Annotated in this window: 21 protein-coding genes and 1 CRISPR repeat array; of the genes, 20 read left to right on the top strand and 1 reads right to left on the bottom strand. The window is 42.2% G+C overall.

Annotation, left to right across the window (positions count from 1 at the left end; all coding sequences use genetic code 11):
* Positions 1 to 9: 9 nt before the first annotated feature.
* The 19 genes from ACRD6K_RS15105 (at position 10) to ACRD6K_RS15015 (ending at position 18832) form a co-directional block, all read left to right on the top strand.
* Positions 10 to 1278, top strand: coding sequence for a uroporphyrinogen decarboxylase family protein (locus tag ACRD6K_RS15105; RefSeq protein WP_430973928.1), 1269 nt, complete (start codon positions 10 to 12; stop codon positions 1276 to 1278).
* 98 nt (positions 1279 to 1376) lie between these two features.
* A complete protein-coding gene (locus ACRD6K_RS15100) occupies positions 1377 to 1700 on the top strand; it encodes an L-rhamnose mutarotase (RefSeq protein WP_430973927.1) in 324 nt (107 codons plus the stop codon).
* Positions 1701 to 1771: 71 nt separating this feature from the next.
* Positions 1772 to 2443 (top strand): cobalamin B12-binding domain-containing protein, encoded by a 672-nt coding sequence (locus ACRD6K_RS15095; protein ID WP_430973926.1) that lies wholly within the window; start codon positions 1772 to 1774, stop codon positions 2441 to 2443.
* Between the two features lie 5 nt (positions 2444 to 2448).
* Positions 2449 to 3798, top strand: coding sequence for a uroporphyrinogen decarboxylase family protein (locus ACRD6K_RS15090; protein WP_430973925.1), 1350 nt, complete (start codon positions 2449 to 2451; stop codon positions 3796 to 3798).
* Entirely contained in the window at positions 3795 to 4691 is an 897-nt protein-coding gene (locus ACRD6K_RS15085) for a CobW family GTP-binding protein (protein WP_430973924.1), read from the top strand. Before ACRD6K_RS15090 ends, ACRD6K_RS15085 begins: the two co-directional genes overlap by 4 nt.
* A complete protein-coding gene (locus tag ACRD6K_RS15080) occupies positions 4688 to 5374 on the top strand; it encodes a vitamin B12 dependent-methionine synthase activation domain-containing protein (RefSeq protein ID WP_430973923.1) in 687 nt (228 codons plus the stop codon). Before ACRD6K_RS15085 ends, ACRD6K_RS15080 begins: the two co-directional genes overlap by 4 nt.
* A 107-nt stretch (positions 5375 to 5481) precedes the next feature.
* Positions 5482 to 7068: a sulfatase family protein gene (locus ACRD6K_RS15075; protein ID WP_430973922.1), complete on the top strand. Its 1587-nt coding sequence runs from the start codon at positions 5482 to 5484 to the stop codon at positions 7066 to 7068.
* 37 nt (positions 7069 to 7105) lie between these two features.
* Positions 7106 to 8500 carry a hypothetical protein gene (locus ACRD6K_RS15070; protein ID WP_430973921.1) on the top strand — a complete coding sequence of 465 codons (1395 nt, stop codon included), beginning with the start codon at positions 7106 to 7108 and terminating at the stop codon, positions 8498 to 8500.
* A 261-nt stretch (positions 8501 to 8761) separates the two neighbouring features.
* On the top strand, positions 8762 to 9541 hold the full coding sequence (locus ACRD6K_RS15065) for a LytR/AlgR family response regulator transcription factor (protein ID WP_430973920.1): 780 nt from the start codon (positions 8762 to 8764) through the stop codon (positions 9539 to 9541).
* An 88-nt stretch (positions 9542 to 9629) separates the two neighbouring features.
* Positions 9630 to 10010 carry a hypothetical protein gene (locus ACRD6K_RS15060; RefSeq protein ID WP_430973919.1) on the top strand — a complete coding sequence of 127 codons (381 nt, stop codon included), beginning with the start codon at positions 9630 to 9632 and terminating at the stop codon, positions 10008 to 10010.
* Between the two features lie 561 nt (positions 10011 to 10571).
* A complete protein-coding gene (locus ACRD6K_RS15055) occupies positions 10572 to 10859 on the top strand; it encodes a hypothetical protein (RefSeq protein WP_430973918.1) in 288 nt (95 codons plus the stop codon).
* Positions 10860 to 10932: 73 nt separating this feature from the next.
* The gene (locus ACRD6K_RS15050) at positions 10933 to 11580 is read left to right on the top strand and encodes a hypothetical protein (RefSeq protein WP_430973917.1); all 648 of its coding nucleotides are present in this window, start codon (positions 10933 to 10935) and stop codon (positions 11578 to 11580) included.
* A gap of 68 nt (positions 11581 to 11648) precedes the next feature.
* The gene (locus ACRD6K_RS15045) at positions 11649 to 12278 is read left to right on the top strand and encodes a transposase (RefSeq protein WP_430973916.1); all 630 of its coding nucleotides are present in this window, start codon (positions 11649 to 11651) and stop codon (positions 12276 to 12278) included.
* Between the two features lie 145 nt (positions 12279 to 12423).
* Positions 12424 to 13080: a CRISPR-associated endoribonuclease Cas6 gene (cas6, locus tag ACRD6K_RS15040; protein WP_430973915.1), complete on the top strand. Its 657-nt coding sequence runs from the start codon at positions 12424 to 12426 to the stop codon at positions 13078 to 13080.
* A 6-nt stretch (positions 13081 to 13086) separates the two neighbouring features.
* The gene (locus ACRD6K_RS15035) at positions 13087 to 13638 is read left to right on the top strand and encodes a hypothetical protein (RefSeq protein WP_430973914.1); all 552 of its coding nucleotides are present in this window, start codon (positions 13087 to 13089) and stop codon (positions 13636 to 13638) included.
* Entirely contained in the window at positions 13638 to 15767 is a 2130-nt protein-coding gene (cas3, locus tag ACRD6K_RS15030; RefSeq protein WP_430973913.1) for a CRISPR-associated helicase Cas3', read from the top strand. The genes ACRD6K_RS15035 and cas3 overlap by 1 nt, the downstream gene beginning before the upstream one ends.
* Before the next feature lie 24 nt (positions 15768 to 15791).
* Positions 15792 to 17114, top strand: coding sequence for a hypothetical protein (locus ACRD6K_RS15025; RefSeq protein ID WP_430973912.1), 1323 nt, complete (start codon positions 15792 to 15794; stop codon positions 17112 to 17114).
* A gap of 2 nt (positions 17115 to 17116) precedes the next feature.
* Complete coding sequence (locus ACRD6K_RS15020; protein WP_430973911.1) at positions 17117 to 18169, top strand: hypothetical protein; 1053 nt, start codon at positions 17117 to 17119, stop codon at positions 18167 to 18169.
* 84 nt (positions 18170 to 18253) lie between these two features.
* Complete coding sequence (locus ACRD6K_RS15015; RefSeq protein WP_430973910.1) at positions 18254 to 18832, top strand: hypothetical protein; 579 nt, start codon at positions 18254 to 18256, stop codon at positions 18830 to 18832.
* 154 nt (positions 18833 to 18986) lie between these two features.
* Positions 18987 to 20056: a CRISPR direct-repeat array (repeat unit 25 nt; unit sequence TAATCGCACCATGCTGGAATTGAAA).
* 39 nt (positions 20057 to 20095) lie between these two features.
* Here the strand turns inward: ACRD6K_RS15015 and ACRD6K_RS15010 are convergent.
* On the bottom strand, positions 20096 to 22903 hold the full coding sequence (locus tag ACRD6K_RS15010) for a triple tyrosine motif-containing protein (protein WP_430973909.1): 2808 nt from the start codon (positions 22901 to 22903) through the stop codon (positions 20096 to 20098).
* A 313-nt stretch (positions 22904 to 23216) separates the two neighbouring features.
* On the opposite strand from ACRD6K_RS15010, the gene ACRD6K_RS15005 reads away from it, so the two are divergent.
* Positions 23217 to 25787: a glycoside hydrolase family 2 TIM barrel-domain containing protein gene (locus ACRD6K_RS15005; protein ID WP_430973908.1), complete on the top strand. Its 2571-nt coding sequence runs from the start codon at positions 23217 to 23219 to the stop codon at positions 25785 to 25787.
* Positions 25788 to 25794: the final 7 nt, after the last annotated feature.

Here is a 25794-nt window from a genome sequence, read left to right as displayed (position 1 = left end):
GTAAATGATATGATGAGCAATAAAAAATCAATGACGTCACGGGAAAGAGTGTTGGCAGCAATCAACCACCAAACTCCTGACAGGGTCCCGGTGGACTTGGGGGCTACTCCCAGTTCTGGTATTTCTGCGATTGCGTACAGTAATCTGGTAAACCATATCGGAAATGCTGAACTGCCCGTACAGATATACGACGTAGTGCAACAGCTGGCGCAACCGGATAGGACGATTCTTGATCGGTTTGGTGTTGATGTTCTGGATATTGGCCGAACATTTAATGAAAAACCGACGGATTGGGAACCAACGATTTTGGCTAATGGAGCGCCTGCTTTTTACCCCAAATGGTTTAAGCCCGTAAAAAGGGAAGATGGCTCGTACGTAACGTTTGACGATGACGGTAAAACAATGCTGTCAAGAATGCCTGTGGGAGCTACCTTTTTTGATCAAACTTATTTTCCGTATGTCGACGGTTATCCGGATAGCTATGAGAACTTGGATGCTGAAATGGGACGGATCATGTGGGCGCGTGATGCTCATAGCCCCTGGGATCATGCAGGTGAAGATCGTTTTTGGGAACAACTGCGAGAGCGAACCTTGCGTTTACGTGAAACAACGGATAAAGCTTTGTTGGTGGTTTGCGGCTGCAACCTGTTTGAATGGGGAACTTTTCTTCGGCGTATGGATAACTTCCTGATGGATTTGCTGTGCGACCCGGCAAATGTTGAAAGGTTATTGGATGAATTATTGAAGCGTCATTTAGCAACCTTAGAGAAAGTATGCAATGCCGTAGGAGATCTAGTGGATATTATCCGTTTTGGCGATGATTTGGGAATGACTTCCGGTCCGTTTATGGATGCTGATACTTATCGGTTGCTTTTTAAACCACGTCATAAAATATTGTGCGATTATGTGAAAGAACACAGTCAGATGCACACCTTCATTCATTCATGTGGTTCCATCTCATCGTTAATGCCTGATCTGATTGAGGCGGGAATCGAGATTTTTAACCCCATACAAACCAATGCCTGGCAAATGGAGCCTGAATTTCTGAAAAAAGAATTTGGTCAAGACTGTACGTTTTGGGGTGGTGGAATTGAAACGGCTGGCGTGTTGAATGTTGGAACACCGGAGAAAGTCAGGGAGCAGGTTCTTGAGCGATTGGAAACCTTCTCCAACGGAGGGGGCTTCGTATTTAATACGGTGCACAATATTTTACCCGATGTTCCACCGCAGAACATTGTTGCTATGTTTGATGCTATTCAAGAGTTTAACAACCGATAGCACGGAGAATAATTTTAGCATTGACAGCAGGATAAGTAGGACTTGCACAATGAAAATTTCGGACAGTCGGTGATTGATAAATTTATAAATATTTAGAGATGAAACGTTTTGGACAAGTAATAGGAATAAAGCCCGAGCACTTCAAAAAATATTGTGAATACCATGCAGAGGTATGGCCCGAAGTGCTTGAAAAAATCAAAGAGTGTAATATTTCAAACTATTCTATTTTCCACAAGGATAATCAGCTGTTTGCCTACTTCGAATATACGGGCGATGATTTTGAAGCGGACATGAAGAAAATGGCTGCAGATGCAAAAACACAAGAATGGTGGGCCATCATGGAACCGATGCAGCAACCGGTAAAAAATCGCTCGGAGGGTGAATGGTGGGCCAATATGGAAGAGGTTTTTCATTTAGACTAATCGTTTACAGGCGATATCGTCTTTTTGAAAATCCAGATCATCTAAAATTTAACATCTAAATTGAATACCTAATGAAAGATGAACTATTGAAGAAACTATCGGCTTGTGTTGAGTTTGGAAAGACGAACAAGGCCGCGCTTTATCCACCGCAAATGAAAGGCGAGGATGGAGCGGATGAAATTACCAGCCAATTGCTTGATGAAGGCGTTGGCGCACAAGAGATATTAACGGGAGGCTTGATGCCAGGAATGGAGAAAGTTGGAATTAAGTTTCGGGAGAATAAAATTTTTGTACCTCAGGTATTGATGTCGGCAAAGGCCATGGGCATGTCGATGGTTCATTTAAAACCATTCTTCACATCAGGGGCAGCCAAGCAAAAAGGAACGTTTATTATTGGAACTGTTCAAGGCGACTTGCACGATATTGGCAAAAACTTGGTGGCCATGATGGTTGAAGGAAGTGGGTACAAAGTCATTGACCTGGGGACTGATTGTCTGGCTGAGAAATACATTGCTGCGATAAAGGAAAATCCGGGTGCTGCAGTTGGCCTATCAGCTTTGTTAACGACAACGATGGTAAACATGGAGCAGATAACAAAGGATATTAAGGCTGTCTTTCCGGAAACACTGGTAACCATTGGAGGAGCTCCTGTTAATGATGATTTCTGCTTGAAAATAGGAGCTGATAATTACTCGGCTGATCCTCAGGGAGTCGTCGATTTCTTGAACACTAAAATAGCATAGTTATCATGGAAGGATTTAAGTTGCTTGAGAAGGCATTTCATTTAGAGGAACTTGAGAGAGCGCCTTGGGTTCCTTTTGTGGGAGTTCACGGAGGCAAATTAGTTGGGGTTGATGCAGAAAGCTATTTGAAGGATGCTGAAAAGCTTGTTGCTGGTATCAGTAAGGCCGTGGAATTGTATCATCCTGATGGTATTCCTGTTGCTTTCGACCTGCAAATTGAGGCAGAAGTATTGGGCTGCAAGTTAGTGTGGAGTAAAGATAACCCTCCAGCTGTGGTTTCTCATCCGTTAAGCGAAGGGGTGGAGCTTAGTTCACTTCAGCTGCCCCAAGAAACCGACGGACGTATTCCTGTTGTTTTGGATGCTGCTATGACTTTGCGTAAAAAATTTCCGGATCTGGCACTATATGGCTTGATAACAGGCCCTTTTACCTTGGCTTTGCACTTGTTGGGGACCGACATATTCATGAAACTGTTTGAGGATCCGGAATACGTAAATGAGCTGATGGAGTTTTGCAGCCAGGTTGGAATTAAACACGCTGAAATGTTAATGAATGCCGGTTGCGATGTAATTGCAGTTGTTGATCCGATGACAAGCCAAATCGATCCGTTATCATTTGAAACATTTGTAAGCCCGTTTGCAACGAAGATTTTTGAATTTGTTCGCTCTCAAAATAAGTACAGTTCTTTTTTCGTGTGTGGCCATGCTCAGCAGAACATCGAGGTGATGTGTGATTGCAAGCCAGATAATGTGTCGATCGATGAAAATATTCCTTTGGACTATGTCAAGAATGTGGCACTTGCGAAAGGCATCAGCTTTGGAGGCAATATGAAACTAACCAGTGTCCTTTTGCTGGGTAATGAAATGGATGCAAAAAAAGAAACGGTAGCCTGTCTTGAACAAGGGGGAAATAACGGATTTGTGCTGGCTCCGGGATGTGACCTGCCGATGGACACTCCGGTTGCAAACTTACAGGCGGTAGCCGAAATTGTTTATGATGACTATGCCCGTCAGGTGGCTAAAGAGATGGATCATCAGTCGACTTTAGAGCCGGCTGATTTGAAAGGTCATTTTGAAACAGGCAAAGTGGTGATTGATATCATTACCTTGGATTCTGCCTCCTGTGCTCCTTGCCAGTACATGGTGGAGGCCGTAAAAAAGGCTTCGCAGAGTTTTGGCGATAGGGTGATGGTGAACGAACACAAAATAAAAGACGTAGATGGTATCAGGATGATGTTAGCCTTAGGAGTTCAAAATGTACCGACGACCTGTATCAATGGCAAAGTAAAGTTTATCAGCCAAATTCCGGCTAAAGTAGAAATTGAGGAGGCCATTAAGAACGAATTGACCGAATGAGTATTCCATTGCACTTGGTAACTGGTTTCCTAGGAAGTGGAAAAACGTCCTTTCTCAAGCATTTTCTTAAAAGCTTTGAAGGTGAAGGGAAAATTGCAGTGATTCAGAATGAATTTTCTGAAGTTAATGTGGATGGGGCAGAGCTCAGGGAAACAGCGTCTTACGATCTGTTGGAGATTAATAATGGTTCGGTGTTTTGTGTTTGCCTGCTAGGGGCATTTATCGATTCGCTGGCTGATTTTATAAAGGAGAAAAAGCCGGATCTTATCATCATGGAGGCATCAGGACTCTCTGACCCTATTGGTGTAGGACAAATTTTTCAGGCGCAAAAGTTGAAAGGAACGGTTTTTCTGGAGCATGTTTGGTGTTTAGTTGATGCTTGTAACTATAACAGAATACCGGCCTTGAAACTCCGAATGAACCATCAGTTACGAACGGCCGATACGATCATTATTAATAAGGTTGATTTGGCTGATATTAAATTAGATGAGGTGATTGCTCAGGTACAAGAAATAAACCCTTTTGCTCGCCTATTACAGGGGGAATACGGCAAGGTAAGCCTAAACGGATTAAAAAAAGCCTTAAGCTTTTACCCTGCCGAGATTAAGGGTTTAGGACGTCCGGATATTGCTTCGGGCGTTATCCGCAGTAGTCGGGAAATTAGCTTGGTTCGACTCAAACAGTTTTTACAGGAAATGAAAAACGATTGTATTCGAATAAAGGGCTTTGTAAAAATTGAGGGTGGAAAAATGGTATTTGTGCAGGGCGTTTTTGATGAATTAAGAATTGAAGAACATCGTCATTTTGCAGGCCCGGCGGAACTGGTGATGATCGGTAATTTTGACAGAACGAAAAATCTGCAAGTTGTGTTTGATGAATATGTTGGAATATGAAAGTTGAATTTACTTATCAGTTTGAGGAACTTGCCATTGACATGGATCGACTTCGGAAAGGCTTAGGGTATTCCGAAGAGCCAATTCCAGAGCTTTTTATCGACTATTTGGAAAAAGTAAAGGAAGATTGCCGAGGGCTAACTGACATTTGTGGTGCTTTTCGCATTTGCGAAGAGCTTCAGTTTGCAGACAATAAACGTTCGTTTTTCGCAGACGGTGCAGAGTTTAAGGTTGGAAGAACAATAGCTCAAAAACTTCGGAAGGCTGATAAAATGGCTTTCTTTGTTTGCACGGCAGGAAAAACAATCAGTGAAAAAGCTTCCTCATTGCTAAAAGGCGAGGATCCGGTGTTTGGTTACGTTTATGATATTATGGGAAGCGCCATTGCTGAAGCGGTTGCTGACGAAGTTCAGCACCATATTGAACAACAAATGTTACCCCTGGGAGCGAAAATAACGAACCGATATAGCCCGGGATATTGTCATTGGAATGTAAGTGATCAGCATAAATTATTTTCACTGTTCGACGAGAACCCATGTGGTGTTTCGTTGACAGAGTCCGCCTTGATGAATCCGGTGAAATCGGTTAGTGGAGTAATTGGGATTGGTCAGGATGTTGAGTTTCAGGATTACCAATGTTCGTTATGTGCAATGAAAGACTGCGTTTACAGGTCAGATGAATGAAACAGAAAGTTCGTTGATTGACCTTTTTTAGGATAAAAATCCATTAGTTTGGTCGGTACCGGAGGTATCGTGAAGTAAATACGAATAGCTACAAAAATCTTTAAAAAATGAGAAAACGAAATATTTATACTTTGGCAATCGGTGCTTTAGCTGTTGCATGTAACACTGAAAAGGCACCAGATGCTGTTCAGAACCCCAATATTGTTATCATCCTGGCTGATGATCTCGGATATGGTGATGTTCAACATTACAATACGGAACGTGGAAAAATCCCAACACCGAATCTTGATCGGCTGGCAGCACAGGGAATGAGTTTTACAGATGCGCATTCGTCTTCGGCTGTTTGCTCACCCTCACGTTACTCATTACTCACTGGTCGTTATCATTGGCGCTCACGGCTCCAGAAAGGAATTGTCGGGCTTTTCGATGATCCTCTGATTACACCTGATCGACTTACGGTGGCCGGTTTAGTCAAGCAGCAGGGATACCAAACGGCATGCATTGGAAAATGGCATCTTGGCTGGGACTGGCCAATTGATGAAGCGATGCGTCCGCTTTGGAAAGTGAATAAAACAGTCGAAGGAGAGGATGATGAATCCTTTGTAGCCACAGACGAACAAAAAGAAGCTTGGCAGAGTGTATACGCTAACCCGATTGATGGTGGCCCTACAACCGTTGGGTTTGATCACTATTTTGGAACAGATGTTCCTAACTGGCCTCCTTACTGCTTTATTGAGGATGATCGTACCATTGGAATCCCGAGTGAGTTTCTTCCTAAAAAACTACTGGGAAACAATATGGCAAGCATGGCTGGGCCCGCCGTTAGCGATTGGAAACTGGAAAATATTTTACCTGAATTATGTTCTCGTGCGGCGAAGTATATTACCGAATCCGCTCAAAAAGACGAGCCATTTTTGCTTTATCTACCCTTGACTTCTCCACATACGCCTTTGGCTGTAAATGAAGCCTGGGATGGTAAAAGCAAGCTGAACCGCTATGCTGATTTTGTAATGGAAACGGATGCTCATATTGGGCGAGTGTTGGATGCAATTGAGAAAAGCGGCGAAAGTAACAATACCCTGATCATTTTTACAAGCGACAATGGCTGTGCCCATTATATTGGAGCAAACGAATTGGAAACTAAAGGCCATTTCCCCAGTGGTCCGTGGCGTGGCTATAAGTCGGATGTATGGGAAGGAGGGCATCGTGTACCTTTTATTGTGAAATGGCCGGGCGTGGTGGAAGCCGGAAGTACTAGTGATCAGCTCGTTCAACAGGTCGACATTATGGCTACGCTGGCGGATGTTATTGGTGTGAAACTGCCGGATAATGCAGGCGAAGATAGTTTCAGCTTGGTATCTTTATTGAAAGGAAATGATCGGCCTGTAAGAGATAATGCAGTAAATAGCTCTATCCGTGGAGTGCCTTCAGTACGTCAGGGAGAATGGAAACTGATTCTGGATTCAGGCTCGGGTGGTTGGACCAAAGGTGAGAGCGATCAGGAAATCCAGCTTTATAATCTTACGACCGACCCCGGTGAAACAACCAATTTGGTATTGGAGTATCCTGAAAAGGCAGAGGAGATGAAAGCGTTGTTGGAAGAGCTGATTGTTCGTGGCCGCAGCACCCCCGGGAAAGTGCAGGATAATGATGTAGAGGTGGTGCGTTTTAACACTGTTTCAAAAGCTAAATAAGTAAAGAATACTGGGGTGTCAACCAAAATTGAAGAAGATGGAACGACGAAGATTTTTAAAAATTGCAGGAACCTGCTCTGCCCTTGCCGGAACGGGAACATTCTGGGCTTGTAATAACCCGATGAGCGATTCATGGCCTGAGGAATTGAAAAAACGTTCGATTCAGGCGTTTGCGCGTTTCAAGGTGGTTTGGGATTTCAATGATTTCTGGAAACGGGGAAATACCTTCGATGCTTGCCTGGTTTTCAGCAGCGCCTTGTATCAACAATGGCCGGATGATCCGGAGGTGAAACAAATGCAATTGGATATCAATCAAATGTTGGAAGAAAATCTTCTTTTTTTTAAGCGTTTTGACCCGGGCTCATTGTGGGCGGATGATTTTGGTTGGTGGGGATTAATGGCCTTGAATGCCCGTAGCCATTTGCTCCGGACAGGGGAGACGGCTTTGGCTGATGAATATTGGAAACTTTCAACCAGTTTGTGTTGGGAGTATAAAAAGAAGACTGCTTATGATACTAGCTCGGAAGCTAAGCCTGTACCTCACGGATGCCGGAATGGTGATGCCAATGGCGACAGCAAAGGGGTGAAAAACACCGTGACTAATGTGCTTTTGTTTTTGTTGTCTTCACGGATTTATCGGGTATCCTTAGCTGATTCATCCGTTTCAGATCGGGATAAATACTTGGAGATGGCTTATCGGCAGTGGCAATGGTTCGATGGCTGGTTCAAGCTGGAAGAGTATCAATATCTGAAAAAACTGTCAGAATCTGCAGCATTGGTTCAGGAACGGCCAATGGCATTTTTTGAAGGGTCCGACTATCAGGAAAAGATTCACCCACCTTGGGCTGAAGGTTGGGTGTGGACCGGAGATCAAGGCATGTTGATTGCTGCTTTGGCTGATTTATTGGCCATTCGGCAAGAACTGGAAGCTTGGGTGAAAACGGCTGGAATCGACCCGGCGTTTGATCCGGGGACTTTTGAGCGCAAGCTTCGAAAGCTGATTAAGCTCATCGGGCAAGGAGTGAAGCAAGGCTTGATCTTTCCGGATGATCAGCTTATTCGGGAAGCACCATGCTTGTCGAGTTTTGGGCCGGTGCATGGCAATGACTACCTGGCTGGTCGTGGAATTTTGATGCGCTACCTAGGCGATGAGGAGATTAGTCCATTGCTGGGCGCTTCTTTGAGTGAGAACTTCAAAGCCACCGCAAATGCTATTTGGAATACCAGACAAGCAGAGAACAATCAATTTCAACCGGAATTTACAAATAGCGAAAATGATAAAAAATACATTCAGCACTTCCGAAAACTTTGGGGAACTGCAGATGATGTGCTGACCTGGGACCTGGAGAAAATGAAGCCTCAGAATAAAGACGGAGTTTGTCAATCCATTGGCTTGGATGCCTTGGGAGCAGCCATTAAACAACTTGGGTGATCCTGGTATCATTTCCTTGAAGAAATGATACTTAAGCTGGCTGCCATCCCTGAACTTATGCGGTTCAGGGATGGCTTGGTTGTAGCTGCTAAACGGTATTAATTTCGGCAGGATATGATTCGTAGGTGTGTGGCAGATGATTTTTAGTTATATTTAGCCATCACTTTTTTTACGGTAGTTTGGATGGGAGTAATGTTTAAGCACTTCAGTTTTTTGGATAACAGGTTTACCCTTCTTGACCAAAGGTCAGATCGGTACCTTTTGATATTAGTCTGCTTGGTTTTTAGTGTTTTGTATATCAATGTATTTGTTCCTTTTAACATTAACCGTTGGTTCTCCGATTCGGGCTTCATTCAGTTCTTACGACTTTCAAGTTATGGTTTGGTGGTGTCGCTGGTGTTGCTATTTACCCAGTTTCCACTGCGAAAATTGTTTAAAGTAAAGGCCTTTAGTATCAAAAGTTATGCGCTTTGGCTGCTGATCGAAATCTTATTGATTAGCCTGGTGTATATTTTTCTGTACGGAAATCCGGTAGGTAACTTTAGCAATGATTTTATTTTCTCTTTAAAATACACCTTGTTGGGCATTTTGCTGCCTTACTTGTTTTCACTTTTCATTATTTACTATAAGAACCAACGGGCGGAAATAAGAACACTGAAAGACCAGCTTGGCAGTCCGGTTAAAAAGGAAATGTTGGTTTTCAAGGATGAATATGATCGGATTAAGTTTTCCCTGCGGACACAAGATGTTCTTTTCCTGGAATCGACTGATAATTACATTACGGTATACTATTTGGCTGAGGAAAAAATACAACGAAAGCTGCTTCGGAACTCGCTTAAGCGGGTTGAGGAAATGCTGGCTAAAAACCGGATTGTTCGTTGCCATCGTTCGTTTATTGTGAACTGGACCCAGATTGAAATGGTGCAGCTAAACGGGAAACGATTGCAGCTTAAGCTAAGCCATTATGATAAAATTATCCCGGTTTCGGAAAAATATTCACCCCTGTTTTTAGACCTTTTATCCCAGCAGGAGGTGATTTAGCCCCAAATAAGGGGCTTGAACCCTAATTTTTTGATAAAAGAAAAATCCCAGTCACTTTTGTACCAGTTAATCTTTTAAATCAAATAAAATGAAAAAGTTATTGGTTGTTATTTTTATGATTGGAATTATTCCTTTGTCAGGAAAAAGTTTAGGAACCGCCTCCGTTAAAGAAGTCATTGGCGAGTGGACTTTCGAGGTGCCATCAGCGCCTTATGGGTACGAAAAAGGAACCTTGGTTATTAGTGAAAAGGAAAGCGAATTGGCCGGGGAAGTTAAATTTGCTGATGGCTACAAAATTCAGCTGAAAGATTTAACTTTTACTGATGGTGTTTTTAAATGTGGCTTGTACGTCGATTATGAATATGTGAAGCTAACGGCAAAAATTAAAGACCAAAAGATGGCCGGAACAGTAAAAACCTCCGAAGGCGACATGGAGTTGGCTGCAACCAAAGTTAAAGCGAAAGAATAAGTCGGATTGAACGATCAACCAACTGCCCTATTTTTTATAAGAAATTCTTCTTAGTTACGACTGGGAAGAATTTTTTTTAGGGCCACTTCAGGGCTTGAATGCAGGCCAAAAGGATTCCCGTAAGTTGAACACTATTTCCTATTGCCACTTTATGATTGTTTGCTGTATTCCGGAAAATTTAACGACCCAGTAAAACTATTGCTTTAAATCAGGTACTGCCTGGAAACGTGTTGATAAACATAGTACGTTCCGCTCAGCTTGTTTGTATGTAGCTAGTGTAAATGAGTATATTTATGTTTCTAATGTCATAAATGTCTGACTTAAAGATTGAATAGGAATGAGCGATCAGCATAAATTACAGCAAATGTTGGAGGTGATGATTTTCTATCCAGTGGAATCCGACACCAGCTTTTTGAAATATTTCATGGGTTTAATATCTCCGAATGAACAGCTTTCCCCTACATTCAAAGTTTTCGAGAGGCCGGATTTATTATTTCTAAACCAATTGATGGTTATTACTATATTGATAAGGACTCGCTGTATTTTTGCGAGATCAGCCAATTGCTTCATTTTTCGAAAGATGAGGCTTACATTCTTCAAAAAGCCATTCATTCCATTAGCGAGAAAAGTAGCGGTGGATTCGGATGGGTTGAACCTCTTCCAACGGGCGTTTTGCCCGGTTCGGACCGAAACGAATCCGGACTGCACCGAAATGTCGTCGGATTGCACCGAAATGCCAGCGGATTGGACCGAAATACCGTCGGATTGAACCGAAATGCCTGCGGATTGAACCGAAATACCGTCGGATTGGACCGAAATATTTGCGGACTGTACCGAAATGCCTGCTAATGAAACCGAAATAGCCGTTAACTGGATCGAAAGGCCCGGAGCCCGGTGAATTACTAATTAAAATGAATAGACTATGAAACAAACTCAGATTAACCGTAAGAACATGATCGAGGCAACTTTAAGCTACCTCGACGAAAAATCGCCGCTATGGCAGAGCATTGCCAAAATTGGCGAAGTAAAAAACAAGCTGAGCGAAGTAAGTCAGGCCATTGATGTGGCTGCTGCCGAACAGCTAAAGGCACAGGTGAACGCCGGAAAGATGAAAACCGAACTGAAACGCACCATGAGTCAGAAAGGCGATATTCTGAACGACATGGTTGAGGTGTTTGCCGTAATGACCGGTGATGAGACCCTGAAGCAAACCATGGGGCAAAGTGCCTCCGACCTGTTTAAGATGAAGAACGATGATATGCTGCGGCAAATTAAACTGATTATAGATGCGGCTACCGAACACCAGCAGGCTCTTACCGATGGCTATGGCCTTACGGCCGAACAACTTGCCGACCTGCAGGCCGATTACGACCGATTTTTGGAGCTGAGCGGCCTGCCCCGCGAGTACCAGATTAAGTCGGGCGTGGCTACCCTCACCCTAGATGAGCTGTTTTCGGAAGCCAGCGACTTGCTGACCAACCAGCTCGACAACCTGATGAAAATCTTCAAACGGCGCGACCCCGCACTCTACGCCGGCTACGAGAAAGCACGTATTGTGGTGGATTATTAAGTTTATTGCATTCCTGACAGGTTTCTAAAACCTGTCAGGATTAAAAAGGAGAGGATAAAAAGGAAACGATGCAACCGTTTGAACAACTTAAACGCCGAGGGATTTATCACATCTACAACCATGGGGTAGGCGGGCGCGACCTGTTTCGGGATAGCAACAACTACGACTATTTTTTGGCCTTGTACGATAAATACATTTCGCCAATAGCCCGGACTTATGCCTGGGTGTTGATGAAAAATCATTTTCACTTATTGGTGCGGATAAAAGAGGAAGTTGTTGCTTCTCCTACCCCAGACAGGGTTTTGAACCCTATCAGCGATAAAAACGACAACTCCTTGAAAATAGGTACTCCTTCGCAACAGTTTTCGAAATTATTTAATGCCTACGCCCAGGCTTTCAATAAATACCATCAAACACGCGGAGCCCTGTTCGAAAGGCCTTTTAAACGAAAACTTATCGACAATAAAACTTACCTGCGCAAGGTCATTCTTTACATCCACAATAACCCCGTTCACCACGGCTTTTGCGAACATCCGGTTGAATACCCCTGGAGCAGCTACCTAAGCTGTATTTCCATGAAACCAACCAAATTGCACCGCGAGGCTGTGATCGGGTGGTTTGATGATAAGGCGAACTTTAAAACAATGCATAACCAAAAGGTGGATGTATTTGAAATCGAAAAATGGTTGGAAATTTAATGATACCTAATCCTGACAGGTTTCTAAAACCTGTCGGATTAATAAAGAAATGATATGAAACAAAATTACAAAACGATTGACTATGGGTGGCTGACGAGGCCAACAGGCGATGTGTTTTTAGCGCAATAAACGAAAATGAAAAAATATGAGGATACATTTAAAAATTAAGACAACAGGCGAGCTCATTCCATTTGATCATCAGCCTTTGCTAACCGGAGCTATCCATAAGTGGTTGGGATGGAATAACGAACATGGACGTGTTTCACTATACTCATTTTCAAGGCTCGAAAGAGGAAGAGCGACTCCTGATGGATTAAAATTCGATAAAGGAACTTCGTTTTTCTTTAGTTCTCATGAACCAGAATTGATTAAAAAGCTCATTGCAGGAATCCAGAAAGATTCAAGTCTGTTTCATGGCCTGCAGGTAGAGGAGATTATACTTCAGGAAGATCCTGACTTTTCGGGCCGCGAATTATTTTTTGTCGCAAGCCCTATTTTCATTAAACGAAAGGATGGCGAAAGGGTAGACCACATTACCTATGATGACCTACGTGCCAACACTTGTCTTCAGGAGACTCTGCTTACAAAGATGAAAAAGGCTGGAATAAATGATGAATCATTACGAATTTGGTTTGAAGATAAATATCCTAAAGCAGGCACCAAGAAAATAAACTACAATGGGATACAAAACCGAGCCAGTTGGTGTCCGGTAATCATCGAAGGCAAACCCGAAACAAAGCGATTTGCCTGGAATGTAGGACTTGGAAATTCAACGGGAATTGGGTTTGGAGCTATAAAATGAAGAATTATGGGAAAGATATTTGTCGTAAAATACACCGGCCCGTTCGGTTTTATAAAACCCTGGACAGCGGTAAGAGATGGGAAAACATTTAGCCAGCAATTTCTTACTCCATCAATCATTGAGGGAATAAGACAAAAGTTGGAGGTTTCTTCCATCGTTCGGCACAAGTTGACCTATTCGTCAATCAGCGTGCAACAAGAACAAACTCAAACACGGGGTTGGGAAAAGAAAACACAACAGAAAATCATGGTTCGTAAACGTTCGGTGCTTGAACGAGGAGTAATGATAAATCCGACGCTTTACCTCGCATTTGAAAATGTAGAAGATGCTCGAAAAAGTGCAAAGCAACACATTTGTCTGTGCCGTAATGAAGATGTGCTGTTTCCCGAACCAGAGATAAAATCCATGGACGATGCGGAATTTGACCAACTAACCGGATTTGAATTGCGGTTTGGAGAAAATGAAAAGTCGTTTTTCGTTGGCTTTAATCGGTTCAACGATGCTAAACCCATGTACGGATGGTTAGAAATTGCAGGTAAACCTGTTAGTGGAATGTGATGGGGAAACTTAACCAGATATTAGCCAAAGGAGAAGTAAACGGACATCTTACCTTGGTTCAGCATTTATCTGAAGTTGCATTGCTTGCCGAAAAGGTCGCACAGCATCTTGGGTTAGAATCCTCGATTGCCCGGAAGGGGGCTATTTTTCATGATATTGGCAAGGCAAGTTCAATTTTTCAAAAAACGCTGAATAAGAACTTTCAACGGCCCCCCGGATTTTTGTTCCGGCATGAATTGGCTTCGCTGTTTTTCATTTCAATCCTGAATGATGAAGAAAAATCCCCTGTAATCGACATGATTGTGGCTCACCACAAATCAATATACAAAGATGCAGGCGGTAAAGGGTTGCTCGATTTGGATGAAAACGAACCAGCGGTTTTTGAAAAGCACATCAGTGGGTTTGCTGTTTGGAGCAAAGATGCCCGATCAATACTAGAACATTTCAATATTGAAACCAAGCCGATATCTGTTGATCAAGCTAAGGAGAGTTTCTACGAAGTAGTTGATTATTGCCAATCCAGAAAGTACGGTTACTCCCAATGGAAGGGTGTTTTAATTGCCGCAGACCATCTGGCCTCTGCCATGAGCGGTTACGTAAGACCACTCGAGGCAAAGCTTTTTGTTTTGCCCAATCTGAGCTATTACCACTCCCGAAAAAGCGAACTCTATCCGTTATCGTTGATTGCGACAGACGATACCCGCAAACATACCTTGGTTACAGCTCCAACCGGAGCCGGGAAAACCGATTTTTTGTTACGTCGTTGTACCGGACGCGTGTTTTATACTTTGCCTTTTCAGGCATCGATAAACGCCATGTATGAGCGGATTAGAGCCGACTTGAAGAATACCGGGGCCGATGTTCGTTTACTACATGCAGCTTCAAGCATCAAGTTGGAAAATGGAACGGTTGAAGAAAAGATACTTCAACGCCACATTGGCGCCTCGGTTAAGGTACTAACCCCACATCAAATGGCATCGTTGGTATTTGGGACAAAAGGCTACGAAGCCATGATTGCTGACATTAGAGGTTGTGATATCATACTCGATGAAATACATACGTATTCCGAAACAACACAAGCCATCGTTTTAAAGATCGTCGAAATACTCTGCAACATTGGTTGCCGTGTGCACATTGGAACCGCTACCATGCCATCGGTTTTGTATGACCGATTGATTGATATACTGGGAGGTACCGACACGATTTACGAGGTAAAACTACCCGATGAGGTTTTGGATACGTTCAACAGGCACATGATTCACAAAGCGGATTCAATGGAATCGCTGAGCGACGTTATTGATGAAGCCATTCACCAAAATCAAAAGATTCTATTGGTTTGCAATCAGGTGAAACGGGCTCAGTCTCTGTTTAACGATCTGTCGGAAAGGTATCCTCATGTGGCAAAAATGTTGGTGCATAGCCGGTACAAAAGGGGAACCCGAAGCCAATTAGAATCCGATTTACGAAACATTTACAACAATAGCACCGAGGCTTGTTTGGTGGTTTCAACCCAAGTTGTTGAAGTGAGTCTGGATATTAGTTTCGACCTGATGGTTACCGAATGTGCCCCAATTGATGCGTTGATTCAGCGCTTTGGCCGGATCAACCGCAAGCGATCGAACGAATCGATTGGACACTATAAGTCCATTTATGTGCTTGCTCCGCCCACTGATAAAAATGATGCTTTGCCTTATGGATTGGAAGTTTTGCAACGCACTTATGAAGCTTTGCCCGATGGCAATTTGATGAAAGAACGGGATGCGCAATCGATGATCGATACCGTTTATCCTTCCATTGAATTTATTGACATTGATTTGAATGCTGTTTTTAAGGAAGGAAAATGGATGATTAAAGAACTATGGCACAACTCCAAATCGGCTCTTCTGGAAACACTGGATATCGACTCAGTGTCCTGCATTGAAGAATCTGACAAGGAAGTATACGAATCGGCTACTTATGAAGAGAGGTCTAAAATGGAAATACCGGTTTCTTTCCGCTCTGTGGCTTATCGGAGGTTGGACAAATCCACCTGTGGCTCGAAACCCTTCATCATTCCATCGAAGGCATACGATAAGGAATTGGGCTTTCTGGTTGAACTTGCCAAACCTGAGTTTTACAATGTTTCATGATGATTTTTATAAAATACAACTGATATGATAGCAGCAACTATTGGAAAAATCTTTCTGGATGCTTACAACAAGAAATTTAAAAGCAATTACTCTGCAAAGGAGTTTTTTGTTGAGAAGTATTACGAAGTTTTCTTTAATCACAACAAATACATGATGTCTGCCGGTAATTCCCCCTTAGAAAATCCCAAAATAAGTTGGAATAAGATGAGGACAAGAAAGATACCGTATGAAACAGTTGCAAAAAGAAATGAACGTTTTACAAAAACGGTAGATAAGATCGATACAGGTATAGCGGATGCCAGTATTGCCATTGGTTTTCCATCATTGGATTTAACAGCCACTACGTCGGGACAGGTAACCAGCCTGGATTTGCCCATCAAAACTGATGAAATTTATTTATCGTGGATTGGAAGTGGTATGGGAATTGGGGTACAAAGCGGTTTGTCACTCCTGTTCAGTAACCCGCAGATTTTGCTTGATCTGTTTGAAGGCTGGCAGATTTATCGCGATTACTTAAACAGTACCCCTGCCCTGAGAGGAAACCAGATCAACACATGGAATGGTCAATGGATTGCCCACCGTTACGATCAACTTACTTATGACGAGTTGAACCCAACAGCATCGTTTAATCCGTTTGGTGCCATGAAAGATGGGGGGATGGAGGTAAATACCCAATCGTGGACAAAAGTGCTTGTTGGTATTGCCCGCAATTATCCCGAAACATCGCTAATGGCTTATGTTTATAGTTTGGGGCAAATGAATACAACTGTAGGGTTTGTTCCCTTTGATTTGCCTCGTATCCGACAACCTTTTGAACTCTACAACAAGTATTTTGGAACAACCAGACGCGAACAGGTTGAGCAATTGTTTGGAACAGCCATGGGCTTTACCAAAGCTTGCCAGATGGGAGCTATTGGGGTAAATGCACTTGAGCCCAAAGGGTTTCGCGATTGTATGGACAAAGGAGTTGTGCCTAAATATACTCCTGCCAATGAAGAAAAAACAATCAATTTTAACACTTATCAAATATGGTTATTAGCTATGTTGAACAATGAACAATTATGGGAAAAAGCGCAGCAGGTTGCGATTACCCTCAACACGTACTCTTTGAGCGAAAAAAATGCCAAAAAAGTGAAAAGCCAGGAAGTTACAAACCTGTTGGCTTCAGTGAATAAAAAGCAGTTTATCGAATCATTAATTGAAATTGTAAATGGAAGTCCTGAAATAGATCAACTGGCCGATATTGCCGAAATAATCCACACGATGCCAGTCGATAATGTGCCTTACTTCCTAACCTTAATCCGCTTTCAATATGCCGTAGTCAATAAGAAATCTTTAAACAAATAATTATGAATGCTTACATCTATTTAAGAGCGTTAAAACACGCAGATCATACCGTATTTTGTGTACAAGATGGTCAGAAAACGTATTTCGATCCTCAGTTTAACCGCGTTGTTGCTTATTCAAGTGGACAGCAGGTGAAACGCTCAATTCTTGATGCGCTCACATCAAATTTGAATATTCAAATGGCACCCATTACATTCAATTATAAAGTGAATGCGAAAAAGGAGCTGGAAAATAAAGAGCCTTGGTCGCCCTGCGATCCTTCTTATATCGATCAGTTGCTAGGGGGCTGGATGCGTGCTGGCGATGGAATTACAGTAAAACGACGAAGTCCATTATCTATTTCGGCTATGCGTCCAATTCATCCTTTGCTTGCCGGAACGGACAAAGAAAACCTTACATTTGACAGAAGCGATAAACCCGACCGTCATCCGGTGAATGTTCGTTGGGGCGATCAGCTGATGACTGATGAAGAAATTGATGAATTTTTGGCAAACAACAACCGGACATTGCCCCGCAGGAATTGGATTCCGGACAATGTTCGTACTGGTGGCCTTTTTGTTTATGATATTGCCATTGACCTTCGCACTCTCTTTGCTGTTTCTACCAATCAACATGAGCCTGAATTATCTACGGATAAGATTGAGGATTTGAAAGCAAAAGGTTGGATTGAAAGTGAAAATGTGTTTGGAAAATGTTTAGTACTTCCCCCAAAAGAACGTGAAAAAGTAATACCAGCTTTGGCAAGTGCCTTGTTGAACTGGCGTATTACATCGAACCAGTCACGAACCTTTAGTCTGATGGAAACCCTGGCTGTTGCAATCAGCGACAATGCCAATAAATTGGCGGGTGCTATTCGTGCAAAACTAATCGAAGATGGCGAACGGCCCAAAGCCAAACCCATCATTGATGAAACTGCCGGAGCGGATGTTTTTGTAAGTCTTCCGTGTTCAAATTACGTGGTTACCGTAAACGAAAGTGCCGATGCTCTTGAAAGAGCAGAACAAAAGCTGATCGATCGGATGATGGCGTTCGATTACGAAAACCAACTATCCTGAATTTATATGCCTGACAGGTTTCTAAAACCTGTCAGGGGGAGGAAACCGTATTAGCAACTGAACCCAAGATTAAACGATAGCACCATGAACCACGAAGAATTGTATCACTTTTTCAAGCGCTTTGATGATCAGATGAAAGCCATGGAAGCGAATGGGCAGGCTTTTCATCAAAAGCTTCGGCATGATTTGTTCGACTTGGTTTTTGCGCACTGGCCGGAGCTGAAGACTTATCGTGAGGAAATGGAAAAGCCTTTGTTGGACTTGGCGACTCGCAGTGCCCATGAAGCGATGGAATGCCTGAATGTCGCTGAATATTATTGGCGTACAGGTGATCCGGTTCCTAAGGTACGTCCGGTTCCTAAGCCATTGACAGCGCAGGATGCGGAGGATCAGGTGCAGAAGTTTATTCGCGAATATCCGGATGTTGACCCGGAGGAATGGCGCCAGGTAGTATGGGAAGATTTTGAGTGGGACATGAAGGCCAATCATTTTGTACACCGTATTCATCATGCAATGAAACAAGCGCTGACTGATTTTTACCTGGACAACTTGTTGAGGCTGGAAGCTGGTCAACTTCTGTTACTGGATGAATATTTATATATGATTGGAGCTCATCAGTATGCTCAAGAGGTATACGAACTGGAAGAGGCCGTGAAGAAGTAAGTCTTTTTAAAACCCGCCAGATAAAGAAGTTGTTGGCCACTTTGCTTTAGTCGGAAGGTTGTTAGTCTGCTTGATTTCAATAGCCAATATGCCCGGCGCAAAAATAAGGGCCTCCGTTCTTTGATATATTGATAACTCGTGTATGATTAACTTTTAATCGCACCCTACTGGAATTGAAATTTGATAATCAGATTCAGCGTTAAGTCCTCGTTGTCTTTTAATCGCATCCTACTGGAATTGAAATTAGGTTAAGGCAGATGGAAGTTGAGTTGTTAGTCTGCTTCTAATCGCACCATGCTGGAATTGAAACTTCCTCCCATGAGCGGGCGTCTCTACATTCAAGGAACTTTTAATCGCACCATGCTGGAATTGAAATACCCTGAACCTCAGCTGAGTGACTTGAGGGAATCAGGCTTCTAAGCGCACCATGCTGGAATTGAAATATTTATGAAGGATTGGAGCGAAATATACAGCTAATTCTTTTAATCGCACCATGCTGGAATTGAAATGAGAATAACACTTTCTCAGTGACAATTCAAGGTGACTTCTAATCGCACCATGCTGGAATTGAAATCACTTAAAACAGTTTCAAAGCAAACAGTCAATGAAGTCTTTTAATCGCACCCTACTGGAATTGAAATATATATTGGTCGCCTTCGTATCCGAGAAAGTTGGACTTTTAATCGCATCCTGCTGGAATTGAAATCAAGTAAAGATCGTTCTCTTTTCAAATTTATGCGCTTTTAATCGCACCATACTGGAGTTGAAATGTAAGGCCAACGCTGCTCAAACGGCTGCACAGACCCTTTAAATCGCACCATACTGGAATTGAAATGAAGCACAGCGGAAGAGTTTAAGAACATTTTATCATCTTCTAATCGCACCATGCTGGAATTGAAATATCGAATACTTTTTTTATGAGTCGGACGAGCTTAGCTTTTAATCGCATCCTACTGGAATTGAAATCCCTTATTGCAACGGGAATTGGTGACCTTTTAAGACTTTTAATCGCACCATGCTGGAATTGAAATACGAAACCGACAATGGCATGTTCATCGTTTATCCCTTCTAATCGCATCCTACTGGAATTGAAATGAACTCTTTCTCCTTATGCGGATAGATCGTAAGGTCTTCTAATCGCACCATGCTGGAATTGAAATGAGAATAACACTTTCTCAGTGACAATTCAAGGTGACTTCTAATCGCACCATGCTGGAATTGAAATAGCACAACGTTGGCCCGTAAGGCTTCGCCCTGCATGCTTCAGTCATCAAAGTCCATGATGTATTGCTTAAGACTTTGCTCTTTACTTAGGTTTAATTTCTTTTTAAGTCGATATTTTTTTAAATCGACACTGCGAGTGGTGATTTTAAGAATAGGTGCCAGTTCTTTTGACGAAAGGTTCACTTTTAGGTATGCACAGAGTTTTAAATCCAAATCAGTAAGGTTTGGATGTTTTATTCGCAGCTTTTTAAAAAAGTTTGTGTGGGCTTCAGAAAAGGCAGCTTCAAATACCAGCCAGTCTTTCTTTTCATCAAAGTTCACTTTAATCATTTTGGAGAGCCGATCAATTTGGCGTCCGTCAACAAATCGGTGATTCTCACGGATGTGTTTTAACTCCCCGTTAATTTTATCAATTATCTCTTTCTTTTTGTTGTTCTGAATAAGGAGGTTGGCAAGCTTGTCTGATTTGCTGGTTACTTCCTCTTGCAACTGTTTAACTTCTTCGCCCAGCTGCTGTTGGGAGCTTAACATGCGCAAATCGTTTAAACGTTTTCGCTCCTTTTGAAGCCTTGAGTACGCTTTTTTCTTGTGTATTTGATTGAAGGTATATCGCAATACAATGCTCAGAATGATTATTAATACGGCGTAGGCTGCATAGGCCAGTTTCGAACGAAACGGTGGCGGCGCAATCGTAAAGGTAAGGCTGTTTATTAGAGAGCCGTCTCTTTCGCGCACCTTAAAGGTGTATGTGCCTTCGCGCAGGTTCTGAAATATGGCGTGGTTATCTTGCCGGCTTTGCCAGCTATTGTTGTAGCCTTCTAAAATGTACTCGTACGATGACTTAAGGCCATAGCTGAAGGCGGTAAAGGTAAATTGCAGGGTATTGTATTTGTAGGGTATCGCCTCATCAGCCCTAAAAGTACCTTCTTTACCTGTGCGGTCGTTGGTGCATTGGATGCGGGTTATCAATGGGGTAACACTGTTAATTTGTGCGTTTTTAAGTTTGTTAAGTTTCGTATAAGCAATGCGGTCCGATAAACATAGCATTATTTGTTCGTTTGCAGATTGCGTGATTCTTTCATATTTAAAAATCAGGTCATCTTCAATGTTATTCAGGTTATAGGCAAGTGGTACAATTGTATCGGTTTTCAGATTGTACAGAATTAAGTGCTTGTTCTTTCTAATAAATATGTGGTCATCAATAACTTCGGAAATGTAACTTGCCTTGTCAAAAGCTGAGGGACAAGGGTGAGTTGTCTCATCAGCCGCATAATAAAAAGAGGTGTCGTTTGAGGTAATTAGCACTTGACCGTTAATGTCAAACGCACGCACCCAGGTTGTGTTGCGCATTTGCGGAAGCAAGCTTAAGTTTTTGAAGGTATATTTTCTTTTTTCATTGTCGGGCCAAATCTGAAACAGCGTATTGGCCGCTCCTGTAATAATGAGAGAACCATCACTCAGTTCAACAGCATCCCTTGTGAGTTCATCAATATCGGTAATGGAGTAGTGTAGCTGCCATTGCTTGTTTGTTTTTTTATAAACAGCCACCCCAAAATACGATGTTTGGTAAACAATATCAGGGTTAAACCGACTTTGAAGCATGGTGTATCCACCAGCTGCCTTTGATAGTTGTTTGAGTTGTGAGCCCTCAAGTAAGTAGGTACCATTGTTATGACCAACCCACAAGGTGTTGTCAATAACATCAAGGTTCCATATTTGTCCTTCTGATCCTTTGATTAGTTCGATATCAAAAACTGATGATTGATTTTTAAGAGGCGTTATTTCATAAAGCCCAAGGTTGGTGCCTGCATAATATTTATTGTTCAGCATCACGATATCGTAGAAAGACCCCAACTCAATGAACTGATTGTTGAAAAATAAGACTGGATTCTTCAGATCGATTAATGAAATGCCATTATTGGTGGCAATCCACAAAAAACGATCCTGCTGTTTGTAAATGGCATGTACCCGGTTGTTTGATAAACCATTCGAGCGGTTTAATACATAGGTTATTTGACCACTTAGATCTCCAATGATTACACCTCCATTCATCGTAGCAAAGGCATAATTATCTTTGTCTATCCTGATTACCTTATTGAGTTTATTGGTTTTAATAAAATCATTGATGGGCGTGTTAAAGGGAGTCAGCTTGTTATTGGATAAAGTAAATAAGCCGTTTTCAAGTGTTCCAATCAAAATAGTATCGGCACTCAATTGAGTAATGTATTTTACCAAAAGCTTACTCATTTCAGGTGTATCGCAAATGACACGCTCATTTCCATTGGGGGTAAGGGCCATCAGCTTGCCATAACTTATTTGATAGACAATTTTTTCACCAATAGGGTAGGTGAAGGTTGTATTACCGTGTTTAAATCGCTCAATGCCAACTAAGCCATCTGAATTAACATGGTAAATTTTGTCAAATGATTGAAAAACTATCAGTTCGTTAAGCCGGAATATTTTCCAAATGTCGTTCTCAATTTCTGTTAGTGGTTGAAAACCTCTGTTTAGCTCTTTTTCCAGGAAGTATCCCATTAGTCCATTGCCTCCAACATATATGGTATCGTTGGAGCAGTATACAGCTCTTAAAGTATTGGATGTTTTATAAAGGCTCCAGTCTTCTCCATCGTATTTAAGCAGACCTAGTGTATTGGCAAAATACATGGCTCCACTGCTTGAGCTTGAAACGTCCCAATTTTGCCTTTCACCATTGTAATCATCTTTTAAAAAACTATAAATCTCAGGTGCAAGCAAGGCTTTATTTCTGCTGTTTGCATTCCAGGCAAAACTATTGATGTTTATCAGTAGTAATGCTAAAACTGGTAATATGATCTTATGCCGCCACATTCACTGGTAATTGAAATCCTTAAATTGTAAAAGATAGAAGAGTCTGCTTGCTTGCAGTTCGTGTAATTAGGTTAGTGCGGCAATATATTTATTTTTTCTTACACCGCAAAAATGATGTATGAAAGGTGATGTATTGAGTGTTATCAATGGTGAATGGTTGGGGGTGTTTTGAGATGAATGTTGTGTGTGTAATATTCAGTATTACAAGTAAGTAGGGAGGTGGTTAAAAGGATGATGTGTGTTTGATGTATAGTAAAAAAATAGCCTTTAATAGCAATTGTTCATTTTTACAGGCAAATGAATAGTTAATACAATGAAGAAGCTATTATTAACACTGTTTGTAATAAGTCAGTTTGGAGCTGTTTATGCTCAGGTACTCCAAACATCTTTTAACGAAGGGTGGTTTTTTAAAAAACAGGATGACGGCAAGGATTCTATCCAAGTAGTACTTCCGCACCATTGGAATGATGATGCTTATGTCAGCAAAAACTACTACAGGGGTATAGGCGAATATTCCAAGCGCTTTGTTGTCTCGGAAACTTCTGAAAAGACTCAGCAATATCTGTATTTCGAAGGAGTGAACTCAAGAGTGGATGTGATAATAAATGACACCCATGTACTTACACACTCTGGCGGTTACACCGGGTTTTATGTACACCTTACACCACATTTAAAATACAATTCAACGAACGATATTCGCTTAATCGTCGATAATACGAATGATAATTTGGCTCCGCTAAGTGGTGATTTTACCATATTTGGTGGAGTTTATCGTCCGGTTTGGCTCATTGAAAAGAATGACATTAGTTTTGAGCTGGATAGTCTTGGTGGAAAGGGACTGCTTTTTTCTATCGATGAGGTATCTGATAAACAGGCCAAAGGGGAGTTGCAATTATCCATTAATAATACATCGCGTAATGAGGAGTTTGTAACGGTTGAGGTTCAGGGGTTTGATCCTAAGAAGCAAGCCGTGTTTGATTTATCAGTTCGGAAAAAAATAAAAAAGGGGAGTAACCAACTAAAGGTTACTTTACCTACGCTGAAGCGGCCCATGCTCTGGTCGCCCGAAAAACCAAATTTATATACGCTTGATGTTGTATTAAAAGACAACAAAGGTAAAGTTCTTGATCAACTGAAAGAAACGATTGGTTGGCGTTGGTTCGAAATAGGAGCTGACAATGCGCTTTATTTAAATGGTAAGCGAATCAAGCTGATGGGAGCCAGTCGTCATCAGGACCGCGAAGGGTATGGCATTGCTTTGTCTGATGTACAGCATACGGATGATATAAAGACATTGAAATCGATGGGCGCTAACTTTATCCGTTTAGCCCATTATCCGCAAGCAGAAGCAGTTCTTGATGCTTGCGATGAGTATGGCCTTTTGGTGTGGGAAGAAGTGCCTGTGGTTGATTTGGTTAATAATGCAGAACGACAACTTCGAGAAATGGTACGCCAGCATTATAATCATCCCTCGGTGGTTATGTGGGGCTATATGAACGAGGCAATTATACAGGTGCCTCACCGTGTAAAAGATAATAGTGAACGCCAGGAACGTTATGCAGCAACCGTGCGATTGGCAAAGCACCTGGAAAGGGCTTGTAAATCGATAGATCCTAATCGCCTAACAGTTATGGCTTACCATGGAACGACATTATACAATGAAATTGGTTTAGCCGGCATAGCTGATATTTCGGGTTGGAACCTCTACGATGGTTGGTATGGTGGCGGACTGGAAGGGGTTGAAAACTTTGTATCGAAGCAACACCAGGAGTATCCTGAACGTCCATTGATCATCTCTGAGTTTGGTGCCGGATCAGACAAGCGTATACACACTTTAAAGCCTCGGAAGTTTGATTTTTCTATCGAGTATCAGCAATTATTTATGGAGCATTATTGGCCGGTTATTCGCGACTCTGCCTATATAATGGGAGGAGCCATGTGGAACTTGGTGGACTTTAGTTCAGCCTTGCGCAACGAATCCATGCCACGCATCAACAATAAAGGGCTCATGTACGGCAACCGTGAGTTGAAGGATGTATTCTTCTACCAAAAAGCATTTTTAAGCGATAATACGCCTGTACTGCATTTGGGCACAAGAGACTGGCAGCAACGGATGCTACTCGATTCGGATAGCAAGCAAGTGATCAAAGTGTACAGTAATCTTCAGGAAGTGGAGTTACGAATCAATGACGTTAGTTTTGGTGAAAAAGAGACGAATAACTTCACTGCACAGTGGGAAGCAGAGCTGAACGAGGGAATTCATAAGCTTAGTGTACAAGGACTGTTTAATGGTGAAGAGGTCAACGATTTTACGACACTGGAGGTCAGCTATCTCCCAAGGCGTATTTCGGAAAATGGTATTGTAGATATTAGCATCAATGCGGGTAGCGACGTCTACTTCCATGCCGATGGTTCAAGTTTGGTTTTTGTGCCAGACATGCCTTATGAGAAAGGAAGCTGGGGATATATAAATGGGGAGGCAATGAAGCGGGGGGACCGCCCTGGAACAACTGCTGAGATTAAAGGGTCTCCCAACGATCCGCTGTTTCAAACTCGCCGCGAGGGCGAAATGACTTACCGGTTTGATGTAGAGCCAGGTACTTACGAGTTGACGCTTGGCTTTGCCGATCTGAATTACTATGGTCAGCCGCTCGCTTACGATTTAGGAAATAGCACGTCCAATGATCGACAAATTAGCGTGTTCAATATCGTTTTAAATGGGCAAGAGTTAGAAACCAACTTTTCACCAGCCCAAATTGTAGGAGGCAACCACGCGTTGCTCAAAACCTATGTAATAGCTACTGATCAGCCTTTTATAGAAGTGAATTTTACCCCTGTAAAGGGGCAACCATATGTTAACAGCTTAAGAATTAGAGCTAAATAACTTTAAA

It is taken from the genome of Sunxiuqinia rutila, from assembly GCF_050589705.1.
Taxonomy (GTDB): domain Bacteria; phylum Bacteroidota; class Bacteroidia; order Bacteroidales; family Prolixibacteraceae; genus Sunxiuqinia; species Sunxiuqinia rutila.
This window is presented reverse-complemented; position numbering and strand designations above follow the sequence as displayed.